The organism is Streptococcus infantis (assembly GCF_047460875.1).
Lineage (GTDB): Bacteria > Bacillota > Bacilli > Lactobacillales > Streptococcaceae > Streptococcus > Streptococcus infantis_AA.
Window position 1 is genome coordinate 36,291 of record NZ_JASHFI010000011.1, and the last position, 20,804, is coordinate 57,094.

The window sequence follows — 20,804 nt, forward strand, 5'->3', positions numbered from 1 at the left end:
CCAAAAAAACAGTAGAATAGAAAGGTATAATTTTTAAAGAAGGAATAAAAACAGTGAAATCAATTAAACGAATCGCCCTCTCTATCATGGGAGTGGCTATGCTATTAGTCTTGACAGGTTGCGTTCAGATTGATAAAGCAACAGGTAAGCCAATTGGTCCCGTTTGGGATTTCTTGGGTGCCCCGATGGGAGAAGCTATCAAGTACTTCGCTACTGATAAAGGTCTAGGCTTCGGGGTCGCTATTATTATCGTAACCATCATCGTCCGCTTGATTATTTTGCCACTTGGTATTTACCAATCATGGAAGGCAACGCTTCACTCTGAAAAGATGAACGCCCTCAAACATGTCCTTGAACCACACCAAACTCGTCTCAAGGAAGCAGAAACACAAGAAGAAAAACTCGAAGCCCAACAAGCTCTCTTTGCCGCTCAAAAAGAGCACGGTATCAGCATGTTTGGTGGAATTGGATGTTTCCCACTCCTCCTTCAAATGCCTTTCTTCTCAGCTATCTACTTCGCTGCCCAACATACTGAAGGTGTTGCGGAAGCAAACTTCTTAGGAATTGCACTTGGCTCTCCAAGTTGGATTCTCGTAGCCTTCGCAGGTGTGCTCTATTATCTCCAATCACTCCTTTCTCTACATGGAGTTGAAGATGAGACTCAAAGAGAACAAATCAAGAAAATGCTTTATATGAGCCCTCTCATGATTGTCATGTTTTCAATCTTCTCGCCAGCCAGTGTCACACTTTATTGGGTTGTCGGTGGTTTCATGATGATTCTCCAACAATTCATCATCAACTACATGGTTCGTCCACAACTTCGTAAAAAAGTACGTGAAGAATATGCCAAGAACCCACCAAAAGCAAGTAAAACTTCAGCCACTCGTAAAGATGTAACCCCTGAACCAGTCTCTGCTATCACAACTTCTAACAAGAAGAAAAACAAAAAACGCAATTCTGGCAAACAACATTCTAGATAAAAACTAAAAGGCCTAGCATTTCAGCTAAGCCTTTTCTATTGTAGAAAAGAGGTCGGGATAATAAATCTCAACCTCTCTTTTTATCCATGTACACGTTTCATGTAATCTTGATAACTTTCTGTATCCATTAATTCCTTAGCGTTCTTCACACGATCTGCTGTTGGAGGTTTAACTCCTTCAAGGGAATATGGAATCCCAAGTTCACGCCATTTGAACTCACCCATAGTATGATAAGGTAGAATTTCAAACTTGTCAACGTTTTTAAGAGTTTTTACGAACTTACCAAGTTCAATCAAATCTTCATCTCGGTCTGTCAATCCAGGCACGAGAACGTGACGGATCCATACAGGTTTACCGATTTCTGACAAGTATTGAGCACATGCCAAGATGTTTTTGTTGGTTTGACTGGTCACAATCTTGTGTTGCGCTTCGTTGATTTCCTTGATATCAAGGAGTACCAAGTCTGTAACAGCCATCAATTTGTTGAATTTTTCTAGATAGCGTGGTTTATTACGGAATGGAAGAGCACAAGTATCCAAGGTACAGTGGATACCTTTTTCTTTTGCCTTGGTAAAGAGGGCAATCAAAAAGTCAATCTGAAGTAGCGCTTCTCCACCACTGACTGTAATACCACCTTTTGTCCCCCAGAAGCCACGATAACGGAGGGCTTCTTCTAGAACATCGTCCACTGTTCGTTCACGAGATTTATTGGTTTCCATAGCCCATGTATCTGGGTTATGACAGTACTGGCAACGCATCTGACATCCTTGAAGAAAGACAATAAAACGAATCCCGGGTCCATCTACCGACCCAAAACTCTCTGTTGAGTGTACCATTCCTGTCACTTGTCCATAATCAATTGTTTCTTCAGTCATATCGTTCCCTTTCTTGAAACCGTTTTATAGCTTTATTATATCATGCCTGAAAGGAAAAACCACAGATTTTGCCTATTTTTTAGAAAACAATCTGTTTTTCACTTTCAACTTTCATGATTTTCAAAAATTTACTCATCCTTGTCAAAATCAAAGCCATAGAGAGTCGCAAAATAGTCCTCTGGTCGCTCTGCTCGGCGGATCAAGCGTGCTCCACCATCCTCTGTATATAGAATTTCTGCCGAACGAAGCTTGGCATTGTACTGGTAGCCCATAGCAAATCCATGCGCACCTGTATCATGAATGACTAACAAATCACCAATTTCTGTTTGAGGTAGTTCACGATTAACTGCAAACTTGTCGTTGTTTTCACAAAGAGAACCAACAACATCAACCACTTCAGTCTGACCATCAGGATGCATCATATTGGTGATGTGGTGATAAGCACCATACATAGCTGGTCTCATAAGGTTAACAGCTGAGGCATCTACTCCTAGATAGGTACGGTAGGTTTTCTTTTTATGAGTTACTTTTGTGACTAAAATTCCATGAGGTGCCAACATAAAGCGTCCTAGCTCTGTAAAAATCTTAACTTGACCAAGACCTGCTGGTGTGAGGACTTCCTCATAAACCTGACGAACTCCCTCACCAATTACAGCGATATCATTTGGCTCCTGATCTGGACGATAGTTGACCCCGATACCACCTGAAAGATTGATAAAATCCAGTGAAATACCCAATTTATCCTTGATTTCTACAGCTAGCTCAAAGAGCTGACGTGCCAATTCAGGATAATAGAGATAGGTCACTGTATTGGAAGCTAGGAAGGAATGAATCCCAAAGGTTTTAGCTCCCTTTTCCTTCAAGATGGCAAAGGCTTCAAAAAGCTGTTCCTTAGTCATCCCGAACTTAGCTTCACCAGGATTATCCATAATATCCGTACCCAGTTCAAATACTCCACCAGGATTGTAACGGCAAGAGATGATTTCTGGGATGCCTGCTGCACGTTCCAAATGCTCGATATCTTCAAAGGCATCCAAGTTAATGGTAGCTCCCAATTCACTGGCATAAGCGTACTCTTGGTCTGGGGTGTTATTAGATGAGAACATCATATCGGAACCGGCAAATCCTAGTTTATGACTCATTAAGAGTTCGACATAACTAGAACAATCCACTCCACATCCTTCTTCTTGTAAGATTTTCAAGATGGCTGGTGTCGGAGTCGCTTTTACAGCGAAATATTCTTTAAAGCCCTTATTCCAAGAAAAGGCCTTGTTTACTGCTCGTGCTTTCTCGCGGATCCCCTTCTCATCATAGAGGTGAAAAGGGGTTGGAAACTCCTCAACAATTTTTTCCAAGGACTCACGGTTAATAAATGGTGTTTTCATAGGGCAGCTCTCCTTTACATCGACTGGCAAAGAAAGGCTGGGACAACCGTTCCAACCTTTGTATTTCAAGTTATTTCTTATTTTTCTGTATTGAAGATATTTCCAACTTCAACTTCAATTTGTTGATTCTTCACATCAATATTGGTAACCTTCAAGAGTGATTTATAGTCAAATTGCTGTTCACGATCTTCCTGAGCATTGTCAGCAAAGACAGCTACACCAGCCAACTCTGAATCAAACTCAGTTAAAAGGCTAATCATCCCGTTAATGGTTCCTCCACCCTTCAAGAAGTCATCGACAATCAAGACACGACTTCCCGCTTTGAGGCTACGTTTTGAAAGGAACATTTTTTCAATACGGTCGCTAGAACCTGAAACGTAGTTGACACTTACGGTCGAACCTTCTGTGATTTTCAAGTCTCGACGGACAATGACAAAAGGTACATTGAGGACATTTGCAACTGCATTAGCAAGCGGAACCCCTTTGGTTGCCACAGTCATAACCGCATCAATCTTTTGATCCATGAAGCTCTTAGCAATAATGCGACCAATATTTTTCAAAATGGACGGTGTGCTGAGCAGATCCGATAGATAAATGTAGCCACCTGGAAGGATACGGTCGCTTTCTGATAGTTTGGTACGAAGCTCATCAATAATAGCTTTAGAATCTTGGGTAGAAATAGATGGTGTAAAAATAACTCCTCCACCAGCACCTGTCACCGTTTGAATATGTCCGATTTCAATCTCTTCAAAAGCACGTTTGATGATGACGATATCTTCTGAAATAGAAGACTTAGCAGATTCATACTTTTCTGCAAAGGTGTTGAGACTGGTTAATTTGTATGGATTGTTAATCAAGTAATTGGAAATAACAACCATCCGATCACTTCTTCTTAATTTCATTATGCATTTACCATTCTTTTTATTTAGTCTTTTTCTCATTATATCACACTAGAGTTAAAAAAACGAACTTTATTACCTAAATAAAGCTCATTTTTTTAGTTTCTAGTCTAATTTTGGCTTATAAAAGGAACGATTGTCCATAGCAAAGACCTTATTGGTCATTTCTCCCTCATCAACAAGAGCGAGAGCCGTTGACATCATCATCATACTTGCGTCCAGATTGTCTATCATGTGAATAATTTCAGCTTCCATAATTCGTGGACGGACTGGGCTTCCGTACTCAAGGAGACCATGGTGACTGAGAATGACATGGCGAAGAAGGACAACCTCTTCTTTGGTATCATCGATTCCAAGCTCCATAACTGCTTTTGTGATTTCACTGTCAATCAAAGCAATGTGCCCTAAAAGATTTCCTCTGACCGTGTACTCCGTCTGGTCAGGACCTGTCAACTCGATGACCTTGGCTAAATCATGGAGCATGATTCCTGCATAAAGTAAACTTTTATTGAGCTGAGGATAAACATCTCCAATTGCATCTGCCAAGCGTACCATGGTTGCTGTATGGTAGGCCAGTCCTGTTTCAAAGGCATGGTGGTTGGTTTTGGCGGCCGGGTAGGAATAAAACTGCTTGTCGTACTTGGCATAAAGACTTCTGACGATACGTTGCCAGATAGGATTTTCAATTTTGAAAATCATCTGTGACATATACTCACGAATCTCTTTGGCATCAACTGGAGATTTAACCTTAAAATCAGCTGGATCATTGGGTTCACCCGGTTGAGGCAGACGAAGAGTAATTTGATTGACCTGAGGGGTGTTATTGTAAACCTCTCTGCGGCCTTGCATATGAACAACCTTACCTGCAGTAAAGGCTGAAACATTATGTGGTTGAGCATCCCAAAGTTTGCCTTCGATTTCCCCACTATCATCTTGGAAGGTAAAGGCTAGGTAGTTTTTCCCAGCTCGGGTTTGTCTAAGATCAGCTGACTTGATTAGGTAAAAACCTTCAAAATGCTCATCTTTCTTCATGTGACTAATCTTCATATTCTTCCTCATCTTCTTGGAACTGGAGTAGATCAAGCGCAGGCTCACCTTCTGACAATTCAATATGTCGGAGCGTTCGCTCGATAGCAGTAGTACGACGATTTAGTAATTCATCAATATTGCCAGAGGCATGTTGGAGGTGTTTTTGCGCTTTAACCAAAATACCACCAAACTTGCTAAATTCAGTTTTGACACTAGCAAGGGTTTTACTGATATGGTCAGCACTCTTTTGGATATTAAGGGTCTTGAAACCAACCGATAGGGAGTTTAGGAGGGCTGACAAGGTACTTGGTCCTGCAACGATAATCTGCTCCTCCCGTCTCAAACCATCAAAGAAAATCGGATTTCTAACGATTTCTGAGTAAAGACCTTCTGTCGGAACAAACAGAACTCCAAAATTGGTCGTCCTTGGCGGTGCTATGTACTTGCTCTTGATATCTTTGGCAAAACGCTTAACGCTTGTTTGGAGTGATTTGCGACAATTTCCGATTTCATCCTTATCACCTGCTTCATAAGCTTCTTCTAAGCGGTAATAATCCGCCAGGGGAAACTTGGAGTCAATCGGTAGGTAGACATATTCTTGGTCTCCTTGTCCAGGCAACTTGATGGCATATTCTACTCGTTCACTCGAATTTTCCACAGTTGCAAATTCTCGCTCATACTGGGCAGGTGTCATGATATCTTCGATAATCTGCCCCAATTGTAATTCTCCCAGAATACCTCGGGTCTTAGTTCCGGAAAGAACTTTATTTAACGCACCAACATCACGGGCAACCGTCTGCATTTCTCCAAGGCCGCGATTGACAGATTCCAGTTGTTTGGAGACTGTCTCGAAAGACGCTTGCAAGCGTGTCTGCAAGGTCTTTTCTAACTTTTCCTCGACCGTTTGGCGCATCTGCTCTAAACGTTGCTCATTTGACTCCTGCAAGGCCTGTAGTCGTTGGTCAGTCTTATCTCTGGTTTGGAGGAGGTTTTCATTCATCTCCTGTCGAACCTGAGTCAGACCTTGGTGCAATTCAATCCGCACCTCCTGCAAACGGTCACTAACAGCCACTTCAAGATTTTTTTGGTCAAGCTGACTAGCTTGTCTGGCTTGTTCAAAACGATAATCCAGCTGATCTGAAAGATTATCTGCCTGGTTTTCTAAACTTTTGGTCAGATATTTCTCCTGCTTGTCCTGCCTTTGCCAAATGAGAAAGAGGCCGGCTAGATTAGCAAGTAATAGTACAATAAGTAAACTTTCCATCCTACCTCCTGTCTTTGCTATGCAAGACAACCACATAACCATCTGGGCAAGTCACCGAAACTTCCCTATCTATATATTCGTTAGAAGCGTAAACTTTCTTAAAGAAAAAATTCGCCTCCGTCAGTTCATACTTGGCACCAAGAATAGTCAACTGGCTATCCCGAACCGGCATAAAGGCCAGATAATCGTAGTCCGAACGTGGCCCTAGTTGACTGGTCCCTTCTGGGCAATAGCTAATCAAGTTTTGCCCATCCTCAATCTCTATTTGACGCATGTAAGGTGCTAATTTGGGATTGCTAGGCAGAAAGACATTAGCCAGCATATGGTCAATACGACCACCAAGGGCACCAAAAATGGTCACCTGAGCCTGAGGATTTTTTTCAAAAATCGTTAACAGTGCTAGTTCCAGATCGGTATCATCCTTCTCTGGCGAAGCTTGGACAAAGTGCTGGGCACGTTCTTGAATCAACTGACCTTCTTCTACAGTCACAGAATCAAAATCCCCAACTGCTAAAGCAAGAGGAAGTTCTTCTTCCAATACCCAGAGTGAGCCTCGATCCACACCGACAAAACAGTCAAAATCCGTCCGATAATGTCCACGGTCTCCACCAGCAAAAACTGCAACTTTAGTCCAGTTGTTTTCTGAGAGCTTGCACTCGTTCATTGACATCTCCCTTAAAAACATAGGATCCTGCTACAAAGACTGTAGCACCAGCATCTTTAGCTTGAGCAATCGTTTTATCATCAATCCCGCCATCCACTTCAATCTCAAAGTTCAGTCCTTTTTCTTCACGAAGGGCAACTAACTCACGAATCTTATCCATGGTTTCAGGTAGAAAGGCTTGACCACCAAAACCAGGGTTAACCGTCATGACCAAAACTTGATCAACTAAGTGAAGAACGTGCTTGATAGCCTCAACGGGCGTTCCAGGATTAATGACAACTGAAGGCTTGACCCCTAGTGAACGAATCTTTTGGAGAGCGCCATGGATATGTGGTGTTGCCTCTACGTGAATGCTGATGATATCTGCCCCTGCACGTGCAAAATCTTCTAGATGATGTTCGGGATTTGATACCATCAAGTGGCAGTCAAAAACCATCTTGCTGTGAGGACGAAGACTTTCGACCACACCTGCGCCAAAGCTGATTTGTGGCACAAAGTGACCATCCATGATATCGATATGGGCATATTCTGCCCCAGTTGCTTCTAAGCGTTTAATTTCACGTTCAAAGTTGGCATAATCTGCTGCCAGAATTGACGGAGCAATCTTGTATTGAGACATAGGTTTCTCCTTATTTTGGAATTTTTTTGCTGACTTTTTTATAGGTTTCTCTGCGATTTTCAATCTCACTGAGAAATTGCAGATAGTTGTCGAAACGGAAGTTTGCAATGATACCCTCTTCTACTGCTGGTTTCACTGCACAAGATGGCTCATGAGTATGCGTACAAGTACGGAACTTACAGTCGCGACTGACACTAGCGATCTCTGGAAAGGCCTGGTTCAGCTCTTCAGCACTTGATACTTCATAATCTAGCGACGAAAAACCTGGTGTATCTGCGATTTTGCCTCCATTGAGATTGTAAAAACTAACAGCTCGAGTGGTATGACGACCACGGCCTAGACTATCAGAGATTTCTCCCGTTTCTAGATTAAGGTCAGGAGCGATTTTATTAAGTAGGGTTGACTTCCCAACACCTGTCTGCCCCATGAAGACCGTAACCTTGTCTGTCAACAAGGGTAAGAGTTCCTCTTTACTAGTCACAAAATCGTAACCAATAGCACGATAGGTCTGCTCGTAAAAATCCAGTTCTCCTCGATCTGACAAGAGGTCCATTTTAGAAATATAAACGATAGGATGAATGCCCTTATGTTCTAAGAGTACCAAGAAGCGATCTAATAAATTGCTATTAAAGTCAGGTTCTTTAACGGACATAATAACAACAGCTTGGTCAATATTAACAATGGGTGGACGAACCAGACTATTTTTTCGTTCATGAATTTTGAGGATATAACCTTCGGAATTTTCCTCCGCAGAAAATTCTACCCAATCTCCAACATAGGGTGTATGGCCTTTTTTACGAAAATTCCCACGCGCGCGTGTTTGATAAACCTTGCCATCACTCTCCACATAGTAGAAACCCGCCAAGGCTTTAATAATTTGTCCCTGCATCTTAGAGTCCTTGTTCTTTAAGTGCGTCTGCTAGACTGGCAAATTCTTCTAAACCAAGAGCTTCACCACGTACACTTGGTGACAAGCCGGCTTGCTCCAAAGCCTTGGTCAGCTTATCCTTGATTTCCTCAGTCTTCCCAAAGTAACCTGTCAAGTTGTTCCACAAGGTCTTGCGGCGGTGAGTGAAGCTAGCCTTGGAAACTTTAAAGAAGAGATTCTCATCTTCTACCACAACCGCTGGCTCTGGACGGCGTACCATTTTTAAGATAGCCGAATCCACATTTGGCGCTGGTACAAAGACCGTACGAGGTACGATAAAGGCAACCTTGGCCGTCATATAATACTGCACAGCAATAGACAAGCTACCGTATGCCTTGGTATTTGGCTTAGCAGAGATACGATCTGCCACTTCTTTTTGCATCATGACCACAAACTCACTAAAAGGAATCCCACTTTCAATCAAGTGCATAAGAATAGGAGTTGTGATATAGTAAGGCAAGTTTGCTACTACCTTAATTGGTAAGTCAGGATTTTTAAAATTTTGGATATGCTGCGCCAAATCGACCTTGAGAATGTCCTCATTGACTACGGTCACGTTGTCAAAATCACGCAGGGTATCTGCTAAAATCGGTACCAAACGGTGGTCAATCTCAAAGGCCACGACTTGAGCTGCACGCTCAGCCAAAAATTCGGTTAAAGCACCAATCCCTGGTCCAATTTCGATAACATTGACTTGGTCATCAATTTCAGCCGTATCCACAATTTTTTGAAGGATATTGGTATCCGTCAGGAAATTTTGCCCGAAGGACTTTTTAAAGGTAAAACCGTGACGTTCTAGCACTGCCTTGGTCACGCTATAATCTGCAATTCTCATTTATTCTCTTTTCTAATATTAAAGAACTTTCTAATCTTGAACTCTTCCTCTTTGCTTGTCACTGAGCTCTTGCATTTCTTTAAAAGCTGTTAGACTAACATAAGCACCAGCTTCATAGTATTCCGTTGGGTTTATGGCATAGTCAAAGCCTTCAATCATGCCTCCAGCTTCTTCAATCATGCCATTCCACTTTTCATCAAAGACCATTCTCAGTCGTTTCCAATCGGTAAAGACTGGGACGGAATTTCGTCCATCTTTTCCCTCTCTAACGGGAATATTAAAATTAGCGTCTTTTTCCAAAACAAAGGAATTTTCTTCTGAATTATCCTCTGGGAATCCTGATGTTGCATCTAATGGAAGCAAGAATTTTGCCTTAGGCATAGCCATAGAGAAGAACTTGTAGTAAAGTCCATAAACTAGTTCTTGCTCTTCTGTAGTCGGTTGGTCCATCTGCCCCATCAAGAGCATCCATCTTACCAGGTCAGGATTCATGACAGGCACTTGTATTTCTGGTAAATCAGAAAAATCTGGTTTTTGAACCAAGGCTGAGGCACTGATGCTGACTTCCTTGGAATTAAAGATTGCTCCCATGGCACCGTTTAAGTAAAAGGCTGTCCCAAGGAAATTCTCAATCCCTTTTTTATCTTCCGTATTTTCAATCAATTTTACGACTGAGTTTGGTTGGCTGTCAATGGTTTCCTTGAATTGGCGATACCACGATGGTGTCAAAAGCATAATCATGGGATCAGTGCACAGATAACCTTCCTCACCTCTGTCATAGGTCGTTGAGAAAAGGTAAGGTTCGCCTGTTTTTTCTGAATAAACTGCATAAACTGAATCTGCTGCTAACAACTTGTCCTTGACGATTTCCGCTAGACCTTCCAACTTGCGAGTGTTGGATTGATAGCTTTCTTCACTTTCAGTTTCCTGATTTTGACGGCATTTCCATAAAAAGAGACGCAAAATCTCTACACTGTCATCAAGGGTAGCTGCCAAATAGTCTTCATTTGTTAACTGACCCTCTTGGATGGCTACAAAAGCACGATACAGAGCATCTGAATAGCTTGATAATTTTTGCTCTTCCTCAACACCTGAACTAAAGAGCACACTTCCTTTTTTCAATTTATCCAAAGAAGGAAGCCTATCAACCACTAGATGCGCGAGAACTTCATCAGTAAGACTATCTGCATCTTTGTTTTGACTGCTGAGTTTTTGGACTTCTACAGTACCAAGAGCCTCCATTCCTTGGTCAGGATTGCAAAACTGCAACTGATCCCCAACCTTGAGAGTCCCTTCTAAACTCCCAACGATCAATAATTGATTCGTTTCCTTCATAGGGAGAAAGTCCAAAACTCCCACACATGCATTGTTTTTAGACTCTTCTTCCGCTTCCGTCTTTTTCAAATAGTCAAAGATTCCCATTTTTTCTCCTTGTTGTTACTACTCCTTAGCAGTTTAGGCAAGAAATGATGTTGTCAATACTCTTATCTAAATCTTGCTACCAAGTAGCCTTTTGTCTCCTGTTAACCAGCATATGATTACTTCTATTGTATCACATTCCCTTGGTATTTTGGGGCAGTTTCTCAATTCTCATACGATTTCATAGTCTCTTCAACTTCTGCCAAGCTGATCCCAAATAACTCTAAACGTTTAAGGAGTTGTTTTCCATTGGAATAACCGATACGAAGATTCTCTCCTAGATATTCTCTGCGTTTTCGGCTATCCGCTCCTGCTAGAAAACCTAGACGAATCAAGTCACTACGGCTAATATCAAAGTCGCTTTCTGCTTCAAACTGCTCAGTGACTTGTTCTAGTGCTGTTTTCAAGTCTTCGTAACTGGCATGTTCGATTCCTAGGGAACGTCCCTTGGTCTTAGACTTAGGAACTGCCTCATCGCGTTTGAGAAAAGCGTGTTGAACTGTCGGAATAGCTGTCATAATCATCCGACGAATGCGTTCCCCATTATAATCAGGATCTGTAAAAACAATCACCCCATGACGTTGGTGTAGACGTTGAATTCGTTCAAGATCTTGTTTATTGATCGCAGATCCACGAGTCTCATAAGTCTCCACATCAAAGTAGCGTTTGAGATTAGCCGTATCGTCACGCCCTTCGACTACGATGACTTGGGAAATTTTCTCTTTCATGATTTACGTTCCAATCCAAAGATGCCTTTGGCATTTGCACTTGTCGCAGCAGCTAATTCTTCTGTTGTCATGCCACGCAAGTCTGCAATAAAGTCTACTACATAGCGCGTGTAAGCTGTCTTATTTTCACGCCCACGCTTGGGTACTGGGGCCAAATAAGGTGCATCCGTTTCTACCAAAATCTTAGCCAAAGGCAACTCTTTGGCCGCTTCCTGAATATCTGTCGCCTTCTTGAAAGTCACCACCCCAGAAAAAGAAATAGTCATCCCAAGCTCTACAAACTTCTCTGCCCAATCCAAAGAACCTGAGAAGGAATGCATGATGCCGCCACGAGGTCCGACTCCCTCACTCTTAATAATTTCATAAGTGTCTGCTAGCGCATCTCGGGTGTGAACCACAAATGGTAAGTCTAGTTCCTTAGACAGCTGGATCTGACGACGAAAAACTTGTTCTTGCACTTCTTTAGGCGCTGTCATCCAGTGATAGTCCAAACCAATCTCGCCCAAGGCAACAACTTTTGGATGTTTTAGTTTTTCTAGCAAGTAATTCTCAACATCCTCTGTATAGGTACCTGCCTCTGTCGGATGCCAGCCAATCGTCGCATAGAATTGGTCATACTTGTCCACTAGTTCAAGAGCACGCTCAATAGTCGGCTTGTCAAAACCAACAATATTCATCCGAGTTACACCCATTTCAGCCGCTAAGGCAAGTTCTTCTTCTTCGCGTCCCAAAAATTCTTCCACATTCAAGTGGGTATGAGTATCAAAAATATCCAAACTATATTTCCTTCTCTTTCCTCAATGTTCCATAACTACCAGAAAAAGCCATGTAACATAGCTTAATTATAACATAACTGTATAACTTCCTCATGTTTCTTTTGTTTACACATCTTAAATAGATAATTATACATTTCCCAAACACAACAGTCATCGATAAAAAATAGCAGTTATACAAAATCGTATAACTGCTATGCATTTCACTAGCTATTTATATAATAAAAATTTCATAATCATTCACCAATTTATGAACTTTCATACGCCACTAACTGGTTAACTTACATACAAATATGTTAAATTCAATCACTGAAAAACATTATCATCATTAAATACTAACTCTGAATAAAAAATATTGGATGTTTGCTTAATATTTTCCAAATGGTTTGCTCTTTGTGACTGAGTAAATTTTACTTGTATTCCTTGCTTACTATTATAATTTATAAAGTCAATATGTTTGTCTCCAGCCATCTTTTCAAGTGTACTTAACTCAGCCATAATAATTCTGATTTTTCTTATACCTTCCTGTGTATCAACAAATACAAATGAAACTGCTGGAACCATCCCTAGCATATTAGCTGTGTCTTTCAATTTGTTTATGTTATTCCTATCAAAATCAAATGATTTACTTTCCGTGTCTGGAAAATTCCTTCCCTTCACAGAAATGGCTAGTCTTTGGAACTCTCCAGTCCTTCTGACAGCTATTACATCTGCACCAACGTGATCAATGAGAGCAACTGACCAATTATTTAATCCTAAAATATACATTACCAAAGATTCTGAAAAATCACCGAATTGTTTTGGGAAACGAAGATCGCGATAATTAGTCATATTATTATCTATCCTTAAAAAAACGTTCTAAAACATATAAGCCACCTTGCGATGGTTGTCCTCCATCCATTTCTTCTTTATCAACTCGAATACCATTATAAAAATGTTCAACGAATCTTTCAAAATCTACTGGACTTAATGTCTTTTCCTTTAGTTTACCTTTATCTGAAACTTGCAAACGATAATCAAAAAAGAGTAACTTTACAATAGCTTTTAGCCCATTTCTCCATTTATCTTTGGAAAAAATTTCCTTTACTATTGAGTCAATGGATAATCCGTCATGTAAGTATCGATATAAAATAGCTCCAATAAAATTAGTCGCATTCGCTCCTAGTTGCTTCCTTATTTTCGGTAGTTGACTACTATAATTTTTTTGGCCATTTAACCTCCAATATTCATATTGCAAGATCAATATAAAATATAATACCTCATCACTTTCATTTTTATGATTTGCAAAGTGCAATGAGACTTGATAATTATTTTCAAATGTTGTCTTCCCTTTATACAGTATATCAACCATGAACACTTGTGATCCGCCTTTTTCCTGTGAAACAAACTTTTCAATTTCTTTAAACGGAATTAGTAAATCTACACTAGACCTATCTAATGCTCCCAAAATATAAACAAGATAATCATCAAAAACTGCGACATAACATATATGAGTGGATGATGAGAATGGCCAAGAGCCTTCTAGTTCAGATACTTTTTTATCTAAATCTCCTTCTAAAACAATTGAATACTTATATTCTGATGCAAAACCCAATCCTTGCGAATAAATATAATTTAAAATCTTATCATTTCCCACACTCGTCCTTTGAGGAGTATAAATAATATTATTCATTGAGTCAATCGCATCCCCCAAAGTAGCAGTTAAATGAGGTACACTCTGCTTTATCTTTTGTGTTTTACTTTGTTCCAACCAGTCTGAAATAGTCAATCCTGTATCGTAGGTACCAGTTGGATAGGATTCAACAAAAAATTTAATTTCATCTTTAGTAACCGAAATTTTACCACGATTTTTACCGCCTTTTTCACAATATCCTTGCGTAATAGCAGATATTTTCCATGCATAGTTTTTATTACTATAAAAATCCTCTGCAATAAACGATCCACTTTCACCATTCACAAGATAGCGATACAATACTTCTACGCGTTCTTCTTTACTTGTCTGTAAAAAATCATTCAATAAGCCAAAACTCATGTTATTTTCCTACCATTCTACTTTTTAACTTTCCACATTGTAATACCATTTTTATAATTATATTCTGCTTTATAGCCAGCAGCTTTTATTAATGTTATAGTTCTTTTACATATTGTTTCTACATCTTTTCCAGTATTAAAATGAAGCCAAGTAGGTAATTTATCATATAAAGGTGTATCTCTGAAATATCTAGATTGATAAAAACTATAAAAACTAGCATTAAATACATTTCTAGAGAAAAATTTAGTTCTTCCATCATAGTTATAACTCATTAACTTTTCTGTTCTTTTAAACTCCTCTATAGCATACTTTTTAAAAGCCCTATATAATTGTTCTTTTTGACTAGTACTCATAACTTTAGTTTTATGGTAAACACTATACGATTTTGCAGTTGCAGCAGAATATACTAACATAAGACTACACTCCTTTCTCCTATAAACCATCATTTAGATCTGCAAAGCACCCTATAGCAACAAATACTGTAATCAAACTGATAATCCACCACTTTAATATAAGACCTGTCATAGCTAAAACAATTAAAACAGCTACACTGCAACCTAACCCAATGAGACTCTCTTTATGTGGTGAGAAAGAATCATTACTAGAATGAGTTTTATAGTATTCGCTTCCAAAATTTCTTGTATTCGAAAAACTTCTGTTTTGAAGAAATTCACCTAATGTAAGTCCAATATCACTGGTACCATCCGGATAAGCTTGAATAAAGCGTAAAACATCCTCTTTGGTCGCTTTTACCTTACCTCGATTCTTTCCTCCTTTCTCAGAATAGCCTTGACATACTGCGGAAATAATCCAGTTTTTATCACCGTAATAGTCTAATGCTATTTGATCCATACTTCTACCCAAAACTAGGTACTCATATAATATGGTCACCCTTTCTTGAATAGATGTGCCATCTAATTGTTTTTGTCCTGAAAATGCCATTCCTATACCTCCCTATTTTATTGTTTTCCACATCTTAAACGCCCGATAAAATTGCTCTTTCTGATTAGAAGTCATCACCTCTGTTTTTTTGTGTGAAGACCGATATGCTTTGGCTGTTGAAGCAGAATATACTAACATAAGACCACACTCCTTTTGTATTGTTTTTTATCTATTATAACAAAAAATTGTACAACTCACTATCCTAAATCTTATTTTTGGATAGTGAATTGTACTTAAAAATTCATATAAAGGATAGTAGAATAGTACAAAAGAGGAAATTACGGATGGAAGCTAATCAATTACAAAAATACATAGCAGAGCGGATAAGAGAATGTAGAAAAGAACAGAATCTCAGTCAAGAACAATTATCCAATCAAGCCGGACTAGGTATTAAAGCAATACAAAACATTGAGAATATGAAATATGATTTTAAAATACACACACTTGAAAAAGTGCTTACTGCTTTAGGAATGACCGTAGAAGACTTCTTTAATTTCCCACTCTCAAATAATTACGTCCCTATAACTACATTGATCGATAACATCTCAGATTTATCTCACACAAAAAAATTAAAAATCATTTCTTTGTTCAATGAAATTGTTAAAAATATAGATTAAAAGAGGAACTCTCAATGAATTCCTCTTTTTGTATGCTACTTTAACTTTCCTTTGGTTAGTTTTATGGTTAATTTGTGCCTCAATAATGTCATGAGTCCTTAAACTTCACTCCAAACACTCTAAGTATGAGTATCAAAAATCATTTATATTTCCTCGTTTTTTCTACCTTCTATTATACCAAAAAACTAGTCTCATCCTTATAGGAAAAAATATTTTGAAATCACTCATTTTTCTTGACGACTTTTTTTCATAGCAGTATAATAACTCTTGTTGAAATTTTCAGAAAAGGAAAGAAAATGTTTACAAAACTAAAATATACCTTTATTGGTCGTCCCCTTAAGTCCTTAACTGAAGGCGAGGGAGGACTACTTGGAAAAACGCAGGCACTCGCAATGCTATCAAGCGATGCTCTATCATCTATTGCCTACGGGCCTGAACAGGTCGTCCTCGTCTTGGCCAGCCTTTCTCCGCTTGCTATCTGGTGGAGTCTCCCTATTGGCATTTTTGTCCTCTTACTATTAGCTAGCCTGACCATTTCCTACCGGCAAATCATTCACGCCTACCCTCAAGGTGGAGGTGCCTATATGGTAACTCGAGAAAATCTATCTCCTGAGCTAGGTTTGATTGCTGGAGGAAGCCTGCTTGTTGACTATATGCTAACAGTTGCCGTATCCGTGGCTGCAGGAGCTGATGCTATCACAGCAGCACTGCCTACCCTCCACCCCTATAACCTCCACATCTCCATTTTTCTGGTCTGTTTACTCATGCTTTTGAATCTAAGAGGTTTGAAGGAATCCGCCAGTTCTTTGATGATCCCAGTCTATCTCTTTATCTTTAGTACAGTCTTCCTCTTGTTGTTTGGTATCTTCCAACTATTGACTGGTTCTCTCAGTTATCACGCAACTTCTGCAATTGGTCAAACTGTCCCAAGTCTCTCAATTGTCCTCATTTTAAGAGCCTTCACCAGCGGTTCAGCTTCACTAACAGGGGTTGAAGCCATCTCAAATGCTGTCCCATTTTTCAAGACCCCCAAAGAAAAAAACGCAGCTCAAACATTGACCATCATGTCTCTGATTCTTGGATTTCTCTTTGCAGGAATTACCTTCCTAAACTACTGGATGGGAATTACACCTCAACACGGAGAAACGATTCTCTCACAAATGGCTAAAGGAATTTTAGGGGATTCTGCTCTCGGTCAGATTGTTTATTATCTCTTCCAATTTTCAACAGCCCTAATCCTAGCCGTTGCCGCAAATACTGGTTTTTCTGCCTTTCCGATGTTGGCTTACAATATGGCTAAGAACAAGTACATGCCCCATCTCTTTATGGAAAAGGGAGACCGCCTTGGTTATTCAAACGGTATTTTAACCTTAGCCTTTGGTGCTATAATCCTTCTGCTTATTTTCAACGGAAATACAGAACGCTTGATCCCTCTTTATACTATCGGAGTTTTCGTCCCCTTTGCACTTTCTCAAACAGGTATGATTCGCCACTGGAAAAAAGAAAAAGGTTCTCATTTCTTAAAATCTGCCTTTGCTAATATCCTCGGCGCTATCATTTGTTACGCTATCGTCCTTATTCTACTCCTCTTCAGACTTGGGGATATCTGGCCATTTTTCCCAATTATTCTGGTCTTGACCTTCCTATTTCTGTCCATCCACAGCCATTATCAAAAAGTGGCCAAACAACTTCGACTTTATGAAGGGATTCAAAAGCAAAGCTACGATGGCAATGTCGTTCTTGTATTAGTGGGAAATGTTACTCGAGTAAGCATCGGAGCTATTAACTACGCTCAAAGTATTGGAGATGAAGTTTTGGCCATGCACATTTCCACCAAGGAAACCGAAGAAAAAGACCAAGAAATCCTCCAAGAATTTGCCGATTACTTCCCAAATATTACTCTTAAAAACATTAATACCAGCTATCGCGATATTATCACACCTACAGTTCGATATGTTCGAAAGATTTCTCAAGAAGCCAAGAAAAAGAACTACACGGTTACAGTTCTAGTACCCCAATTTATCCCTAACAAACCTTGGCAAAATATCCTCCACAATCAAATGAGCCTCAAATTAAAATACGCTCTCAGATGGCACGAAGATGTCGTCGTTGCTAGCTATTCATATCATTTGAAAGAATAAAGAAAAGGCATTACCAGAACCAATAAGCTCCTGGTAATGCCTTTTTTCTGAATCTAGTCCCTAAAATTAGACTTATACTCAATGAAAATCAAAGAGCAAACTAGGAAACTAGCCGCAGGCTGCTCAAAGCACTGCTTTGAGGTTGTAGATGAAACTGACGAAGTCAGCTCAAAACACTGTTTTGAGGTTGTGGATAGAACTGACGAAGTCAGTAACCATACCTACGGAAAGGCGACGTTGACGCAGTTTGAAGAGATTTTCGAAGAGTATTAAAATTTTATTGATAACCTTCTTCTATCGAACGTGGTTAACCAAATCTTCTTGGGCTTTTTTATTAGACTCAGCTTTTTCTTTTTGCCATTTTTCATAAAGTTCTTGGTACTGTTTAGCAGTCACTGGTTCCTTTTGCAATTCAACATATTTGTAGTTGTCCGCATCTCCTTTGTGCCCAACAAATGAGAAGGCCCCTGTAAACGGAACTGTCTTACGGAAGATAGGATTAGCCCCTCCACTTTGAACTGGTAGGAAAAGAGCACTATCTGTCAACCAAGCTTGAACTTCGGCAAATTTTTCATAACGTGTTTGCGTATTTTCATTCTCATTATCTGCCGTATCCAACAACTCCTTGTAGGTAGTTAAACCGAGTTTTTCCTTGACTTCATTGTCTTTTCCTGGAGTCAAGCCAAGATTTTTTAACTGAGAACCAGAGTCTGGATCCAAAAGATCAAGATAGGTCTTCGGATCTGAGAAATCTCCACTCCAACCTGAGATGTCGATGTCATAGTCCTTTTGATCGGCGGTATCCGCAAAGAAAGTTGCATTGTCTTTCTCATCTGGAGACAATTGAATGATATCAATCACAACATTATCTGAACCAAGCGTTGCTTCAACGGTCTGTTTAAAGGAGCTTGCCTGCTGAACGTCCAACTTAGCAGTTTGGTCTACCAACATGTCCAAGTGGATAGGGAAGGTCACGCCTTCTGCTTGCAAACTATCTTTAGCCTTGGCAAATTCAGCCTTGGCTTTTTCAGGATCTAAGAAAGCTGCTTGAGCGTCGTTCAGATTGATATTTGACCACTCTGTACCATAGTTGACCATCTTTTCATTGACAGCATCTCCAAAGTTTTTGCCGCCGATTTGAACAAAGTTACTTGGTGTGACTGTGTTTCGAAGAATTCGATCAGCCCCATCTTCTCCATTTGTCTGTGCAGCATAGGCATGACGGTCAAAGGCAAAGTTAATGGCCTGACGGAAGTCTTTATTTTGCATCGCTAGACGAGAATCCGTCTTTTCTTTATCCGTCTGTTTCATGGTTTGCTTGTAGCTTTGACGGTTGACATTGAAGAGATAGTAGAAGGTTACAGCATTTTGAGGGGTATAGGTAATCTTATCTTCATTCCCTTTTTTCAACTGATCAAACACAGAGCTTGTTGGGAAGATACGCCCGTCTGTATAGTTGCCTTCCAAGAATCCTCTAGCCAAACTATCTTGGTCTGAACCGTCATAGAAGGAAAGTTTTACTTTCTCAATCTTCACATTGTCCTTGTCCCAGTAATTAGGATTTTTTTCAAACTCAATTAAAGATTTTGAAGTGAATGATTTGAATAAGTATGGCCCATTTGACAGGATACTAGATGGAGTTACACTTCCAAATTCATCCCCCTTAGATTTCAAAAAGGCTTCATTGACTGGACTTAAAATTCCACCTGTTGTCTTAGAATTCCAATAGGACTCCGGCTTGTTCAAGGTATATTGGAGAGTATAGTCATCGACTGCCTTGATACCAACAGTCTCAAAGTCTGATGATTGCCCCTCAACATAGTCCGCCAAACCTTTGATAGAGTCTTGCACCAAGTACAAGTTTTCTGCCTTTTTATCCGCAGCATACTTGAGGCCTGTCACAAAGTCATGAGCTGTTACTTCAGCATATTCTTCTCCTTCAGAGGTATACCACTTAACACCTTGACGGATTTTATAGGTATAGGTCAAACCATCTTTTGATACTGTCCATGATTCAGCCATGGAAGGAACCAGATTGCCATACTTATCATTTTCCAACAAACCATCAATCAAGTTTGTTGTAATGCTGGATGTCGAGCCACGTGTCGAAGTAATGTAGTCTAATGTATCTGGATTGCTAGCAAATACATAAGAATAGGTTTTATCAGATGCATTCGACTGTGTCGAGCTACAAGCTGCCATCAAGAAGCTTGCACTCAAAAGCCCAGCTCCTAGTAGAAGGATTTTTGATTTTTTCATAAATATTCTCCATTTTTGTAGTATATGAAATATTATACACTATTTCAGAAAAAATAGAAAGTAAATGCAGGCCATCATTTTAGGGTAAAACAAAAGCCAGTAGACTCGAGTTCCTACTGACTTCATTGTTGAATTCGTTTGGATTATGCAGCCAAAACTTTGCGTCCTTTACGACGACGAGCTGCCAATACGCGACGACCGTTTTTAGTTGACATACGGTTACGGAATCCGTGTTTACGCGCACGACGTAGTTTACTTGGTTGATAAGTACGTTTCACGATGAATACCTCCTCATAGATTTTGTATTCGTTTAGCCGGCTATAAAGTGATCAGTTACTAAACATACTTTACTATTCTATCTGATTCTTTTGCATTTGTCAATAGCTCTGACAAATGTTTCCAGCTTTTTTGCTAT

22 protein-coding genes are annotated in these 20,804 nt (G+C 39.8%); 4 read left to right on the forward strand and 18 right to left on the reverse strand.

The genetic code is table 11. The features are described 5' to 3' along the window. The first annotated feature begins 53 nt into the window (after window positions 1-53). Entirely contained in the window at window positions 54-980 is a 927-nt protein-coding gene (gene yidC, locus QM887_RS07805; protein WP_414271190.1) for a membrane protein insertase YidC, read from the forward strand. Window positions 981-1,060: 80 nt separating this feature from the next. Here yidC and pflA read toward each other — a convergent pair whose 3' ends face one another. From pflA to QM887_RS07885, 16 genes are all read right to left on the reverse strand, one after another. After that, entirely contained in the window at window positions 1,061-1,855 is a 795-nt protein-coding gene (gene pflA / locus QM887_RS07810; RefSeq protein ID WP_414271191.1) for a pyruvate formate-lyase-activating protein, read from the reverse strand. Window positions 1,856-1,983: 128 nt separating this feature from the next. Next, the gene (locus tag QM887_RS07815; RefSeq protein WP_414271192.1) at window positions 1,984-3,240 is read right to left on the reverse strand and encodes a diaminopimelate decarboxylase; all 1,257 of its coding nucleotides are present in this window, start codon (window positions 3,238-3,240) and stop codon (window positions 1,984-1,986) included. 77 nt (window positions 3,241-3,317) lie between these two features. Then, the gene (gene purR, locus QM887_RS07820) at window positions 3,318-4,142 is read right to left on the reverse strand and encodes a pur operon repressor (RefSeq protein ID WP_414271193.1); all 825 of its coding nucleotides are present in this window, start codon (window positions 4,140-4,142) and stop codon (window positions 3,318-3,320) included. 102 nt (window positions 4,143-4,244) lie between these two features. Further along, window positions 4,245-5,186 carry a 3'-5' exoribonuclease YhaM family protein gene (locus QM887_RS07825; RefSeq protein WP_414271194.1) on the reverse strand — a complete coding sequence of 314 codons (942 nt, stop codon included), beginning with the start codon at window positions 5,184-5,186 and terminating at the stop codon, window positions 4,245-4,247. Further along, the gene (gene rmuC / locus QM887_RS07830) at window positions 5,176-6,432 is read right to left on the reverse strand and encodes a DNA recombination protein RmuC (RefSeq protein ID WP_414271195.1); all 1,257 of its coding nucleotides are present in this window, start codon (window positions 6,430-6,432) and stop codon (window positions 5,176-5,178) included. The genes QM887_RS07825 and rmuC overlap by 11 nt, the downstream gene beginning before the upstream one ends. 1 nt (window position 6,433) lies before the next feature. After that, a complete protein-coding gene (locus QM887_RS07835) occupies window positions 6,434-7,096 on the reverse strand; it encodes a thiamine diphosphokinase (protein ID WP_414271196.1) in 663 nt (220 codons plus the stop codon). Then, the gene (gene rpe / locus QM887_RS07840; RefSeq protein WP_414271197.1) at window positions 7,059-7,715 is read right to left on the reverse strand and encodes a ribulose-phosphate 3-epimerase; all 657 of its coding nucleotides are present in this window, start codon (window positions 7,713-7,715) and stop codon (window positions 7,059-7,061) included. Before rpe ends, QM887_RS07835 begins: the two co-directional genes overlap by 38 nt. A 10-nt stretch (window positions 7,716-7,725) precedes the next feature. Beyond that, complete coding sequence (gene rsgA / locus QM887_RS07845; RefSeq protein ID WP_414271198.1) at window positions 7,726-8,604, reverse strand: ribosome small subunit-dependent GTPase A; 879 nt, start codon at window positions 8,602-8,604, stop codon at window positions 7,726-7,728. A 1-nt stretch (window position 8,605) separates the two neighbouring features. Continuing rightward, window positions 8,606-9,478 carry a 16S rRNA (adenine(1518)-N(6)/adenine(1519)-N(6))-dimethyltransferase RsmA gene (gene rsmA / locus QM887_RS07850; RefSeq protein ID WP_414271199.1) on the reverse strand — a complete coding sequence of 291 codons (873 nt, stop codon included), beginning with the start codon at window positions 9,476-9,478 and terminating at the stop codon, window positions 8,606-8,608. A 30-nt stretch (window positions 9,479-9,508) separates the two neighbouring features. Further along, window positions 9,509-10,900: an SseB family protein gene (locus QM887_RS07855; RefSeq protein ID WP_414271200.1), complete on the reverse strand. Its 1,392-nt coding sequence runs from the start codon at window positions 10,898-10,900 to the stop codon at window positions 9,509-9,511. A gap of 161 nt (window positions 10,901-11,061) precedes the next feature. Next, window positions 11,062-11,625 carry a ribonuclease M5 gene (rnmV, locus tag QM887_RS07860; RefSeq protein ID WP_414271201.1) on the reverse strand — a complete coding sequence of 188 codons (564 nt, stop codon included), beginning with the start codon at window positions 11,623-11,625 and terminating at the stop codon, window positions 11,062-11,064. Next, entirely contained in the window at window positions 11,622-12,395 is a 774-nt protein-coding gene (locus QM887_RS07865; RefSeq protein ID WP_414271224.1) for a TatD family hydrolase, read from the reverse strand. The genes rnmV and QM887_RS07865 overlap by 4 nt, the downstream gene beginning before the upstream one ends. A 309-nt stretch (window positions 12,396-12,704) precedes the next feature. Beyond that, window positions 12,705-13,229 carry a hypothetical protein gene (locus QM887_RS07870; protein WP_414271202.1) on the reverse strand — a complete coding sequence of 175 codons (525 nt, stop codon included), beginning with the start codon at window positions 13,227-13,229 and terminating at the stop codon, window positions 12,705-12,707. 4 nt (window positions 13,230-13,233) lie between these two features. Further along, window positions 13,234-14,430: a hypothetical protein gene (locus tag QM887_RS07875; protein WP_414271203.1), complete on the reverse strand. Its 1,197-nt coding sequence runs from the start codon at window positions 14,428-14,430 to the stop codon at window positions 13,234-13,236. Between the two features lie 17 nt (window positions 14,431-14,447). Then, on the reverse strand, window positions 14,448-14,843 hold the full coding sequence (locus tag QM887_RS07880; protein WP_414271204.1) for a hypothetical protein: 396 nt from the start codon (window positions 14,841-14,843) through the stop codon (window positions 14,448-14,450). 19 nt (window positions 14,844-14,862) lie between these two features. Beyond that, on the reverse strand, window positions 14,863-15,372 hold the full coding sequence (locus QM887_RS07885; RefSeq protein ID WP_414271205.1) for a hypothetical protein: 510 nt from the start codon (window positions 15,370-15,372) through the stop codon (window positions 14,863-14,865). 284 nt (window positions 15,373-15,656) lie between these two features. Between QM887_RS07885 and QM887_RS07890 the strand changes: the two genes are divergently transcribed. From QM887_RS07890 to QM887_RS07900, 3 genes are all read left to right on the forward strand, one after another. Next, a complete protein-coding gene (locus tag QM887_RS07890; protein ID WP_033585479.1) occupies window positions 15,657-15,989 on the forward strand; it encodes a helix-turn-helix domain-containing protein in 333 nt (110 codons plus the stop codon). Window positions 15,990-16,285: 296 nt separating this feature from the next. Further along, a complete protein-coding gene (locus QM887_RS07895) occupies window positions 16,286-18,130 on the forward strand; it encodes an APC family permease (protein ID WP_414271206.1) in 1,845 nt (614 codons plus the stop codon). A gap of 81 nt (window positions 18,131-18,211) precedes the next feature. Next, a complete protein-coding gene (locus QM887_RS07900) occupies window positions 18,212-18,403 on the forward strand; it encodes a hypothetical protein (protein WP_260473641.1) in 192 nt (63 codons plus the stop codon). Between the two features lie 21 nt (window positions 18,404-18,424). On the opposite strand, the gene QM887_RS07905 is transcribed toward QM887_RS07900, so the two are convergent. After that, complete coding sequence (locus QM887_RS07905) at window positions 18,425-20,389, reverse strand: peptide ABC transporter substrate-binding protein (RefSeq protein ID WP_414271207.1); 1,965 nt, start codon at window positions 20,387-20,389, stop codon at window positions 18,425-18,427. A 143-nt stretch (window positions 20,390-20,532) separates the two neighbouring features. Further along, a complete protein-coding gene (rpmH, locus tag QM887_RS07910; protein WP_000831905.1) occupies window positions 20,533-20,667 on the reverse strand; it encodes a 50S ribosomal protein L34 in 135 nt (44 codons plus the stop codon). Between the last annotated feature and the right edge of the window lie 137 nt (window positions 20,668-20,804).

Coding starts and splice junctions, on each gene's coding strand:
- QM887_RS07875 (WP_414271203.1), bottom strand. CDS start 14,430: ATGAGTTTTGGCTTATTGAATGATTTTTTACAGACAAGTAAAGAAGAA.
- rnmV (WP_414271201.1), bottom strand. CDS start 11,625: ATGAAAGAGAAAATTTCCCAAGTCATCGTAGTCGAAGGGCGTGACGAT.
- QM887_RS07895 (WP_414271206.1), top strand. CDS start 16,286: ATGTTTACAAAACTAAAATATACCTTTATTGGTCGTCCCCTTAAGTCC.
- rsmA (WP_414271199.1), bottom strand. CDS start 9,478: ATGAGAATTGCAGATTATAGCGTGACCAAGGCAGTGCTAGAACGTCAC.
- QM887_RS07870 (WP_414271202.1), bottom strand. CDS start 13,229: ATGACTAATTATCGCGATCTTCGTTTCCCAAAACAATTCGGTGATTTT.
- QM887_RS07880 (WP_414271204.1), bottom strand. CDS start 14,843: ATGTTAGTATATTCTGCTGCAACTGCAAAATCGTATAGTGTTTACCAT.
- QM887_RS07885 (WP_414271205.1), bottom strand. CDS start 15,372: ATGGCATTTTCAGGACAAAAACAATTAGATGGCACATCTATTCAAGAA.
- QM887_RS07900 (WP_260473641.1), top strand. CDS start 18,212: ATGAAAATCAAAGAGCAAACTAGGAAACTAGCCGCAGGCTGCTCAAAG.
- pflA (WP_414271191.1), bottom strand. CDS start 1,855: ATGACTGAAGAAACAATTGATTATGGACAAGTGACAGGAATGGTACAC.
- QM887_RS07835 (WP_414271196.1), bottom strand. CDS start 7,096: ATGAACGAGTGCAAGCTCTCAGAAAACAACTGGACTAAAGTTGCAGTT.
- QM887_RS07905 (WP_414271207.1), bottom strand. CDS start 20,389: ATGAAAAAATCAAAAATCCTTCTACTAGGAGCTGGGCTTTTGAGTGCA.
- QM887_RS07825 (WP_414271194.1), bottom strand. CDS start 5,186: ATGAAGATTAGTCACATGAAGAAAGATGAGCATTTTGAAGGTTTTTAC.
- purR (WP_414271193.1), bottom strand. CDS start 4,142: ATGAAATTAAGAAGAAGTGATCGGATGGTTGTTATTTCCAATTACTTG.
- QM887_RS07855 (WP_414271200.1), bottom strand. CDS start 10,900: ATGGGAATCTTTGACTATTTGAAAAAGACGGAAGCGGAAGAAGAGTCT.
- rsgA (WP_414271198.1), bottom strand. CDS start 8,604: ATGCAGGGACAAATTATTAAAGCCTTGGCGGGTTTCTACTATGTGGAG.
- QM887_RS07815 (WP_414271192.1), bottom strand. CDS start 3,240: ATGAAAACACCATTTATTAACCGTGAGTCCTTGGAAAAAATTGTTGAG.
- QM887_RS07890 (WP_033585479.1), top strand. CDS start 15,657: ATGGAAGCTAATCAATTACAAAAATACATAGCAGAGCGGATAAGAGAA.
- rpe (WP_414271197.1), bottom strand. CDS start 7,715: ATGTCTCAATACAAGATTGCTCCGTCAATTCTGGCAGCAGATTATGCC.
- rmuC (WP_414271195.1), bottom strand. CDS start 6,432: ATGGAAAGTTTACTTATTGTACTATTACTTGCTAATCTAGCCGGCCTC.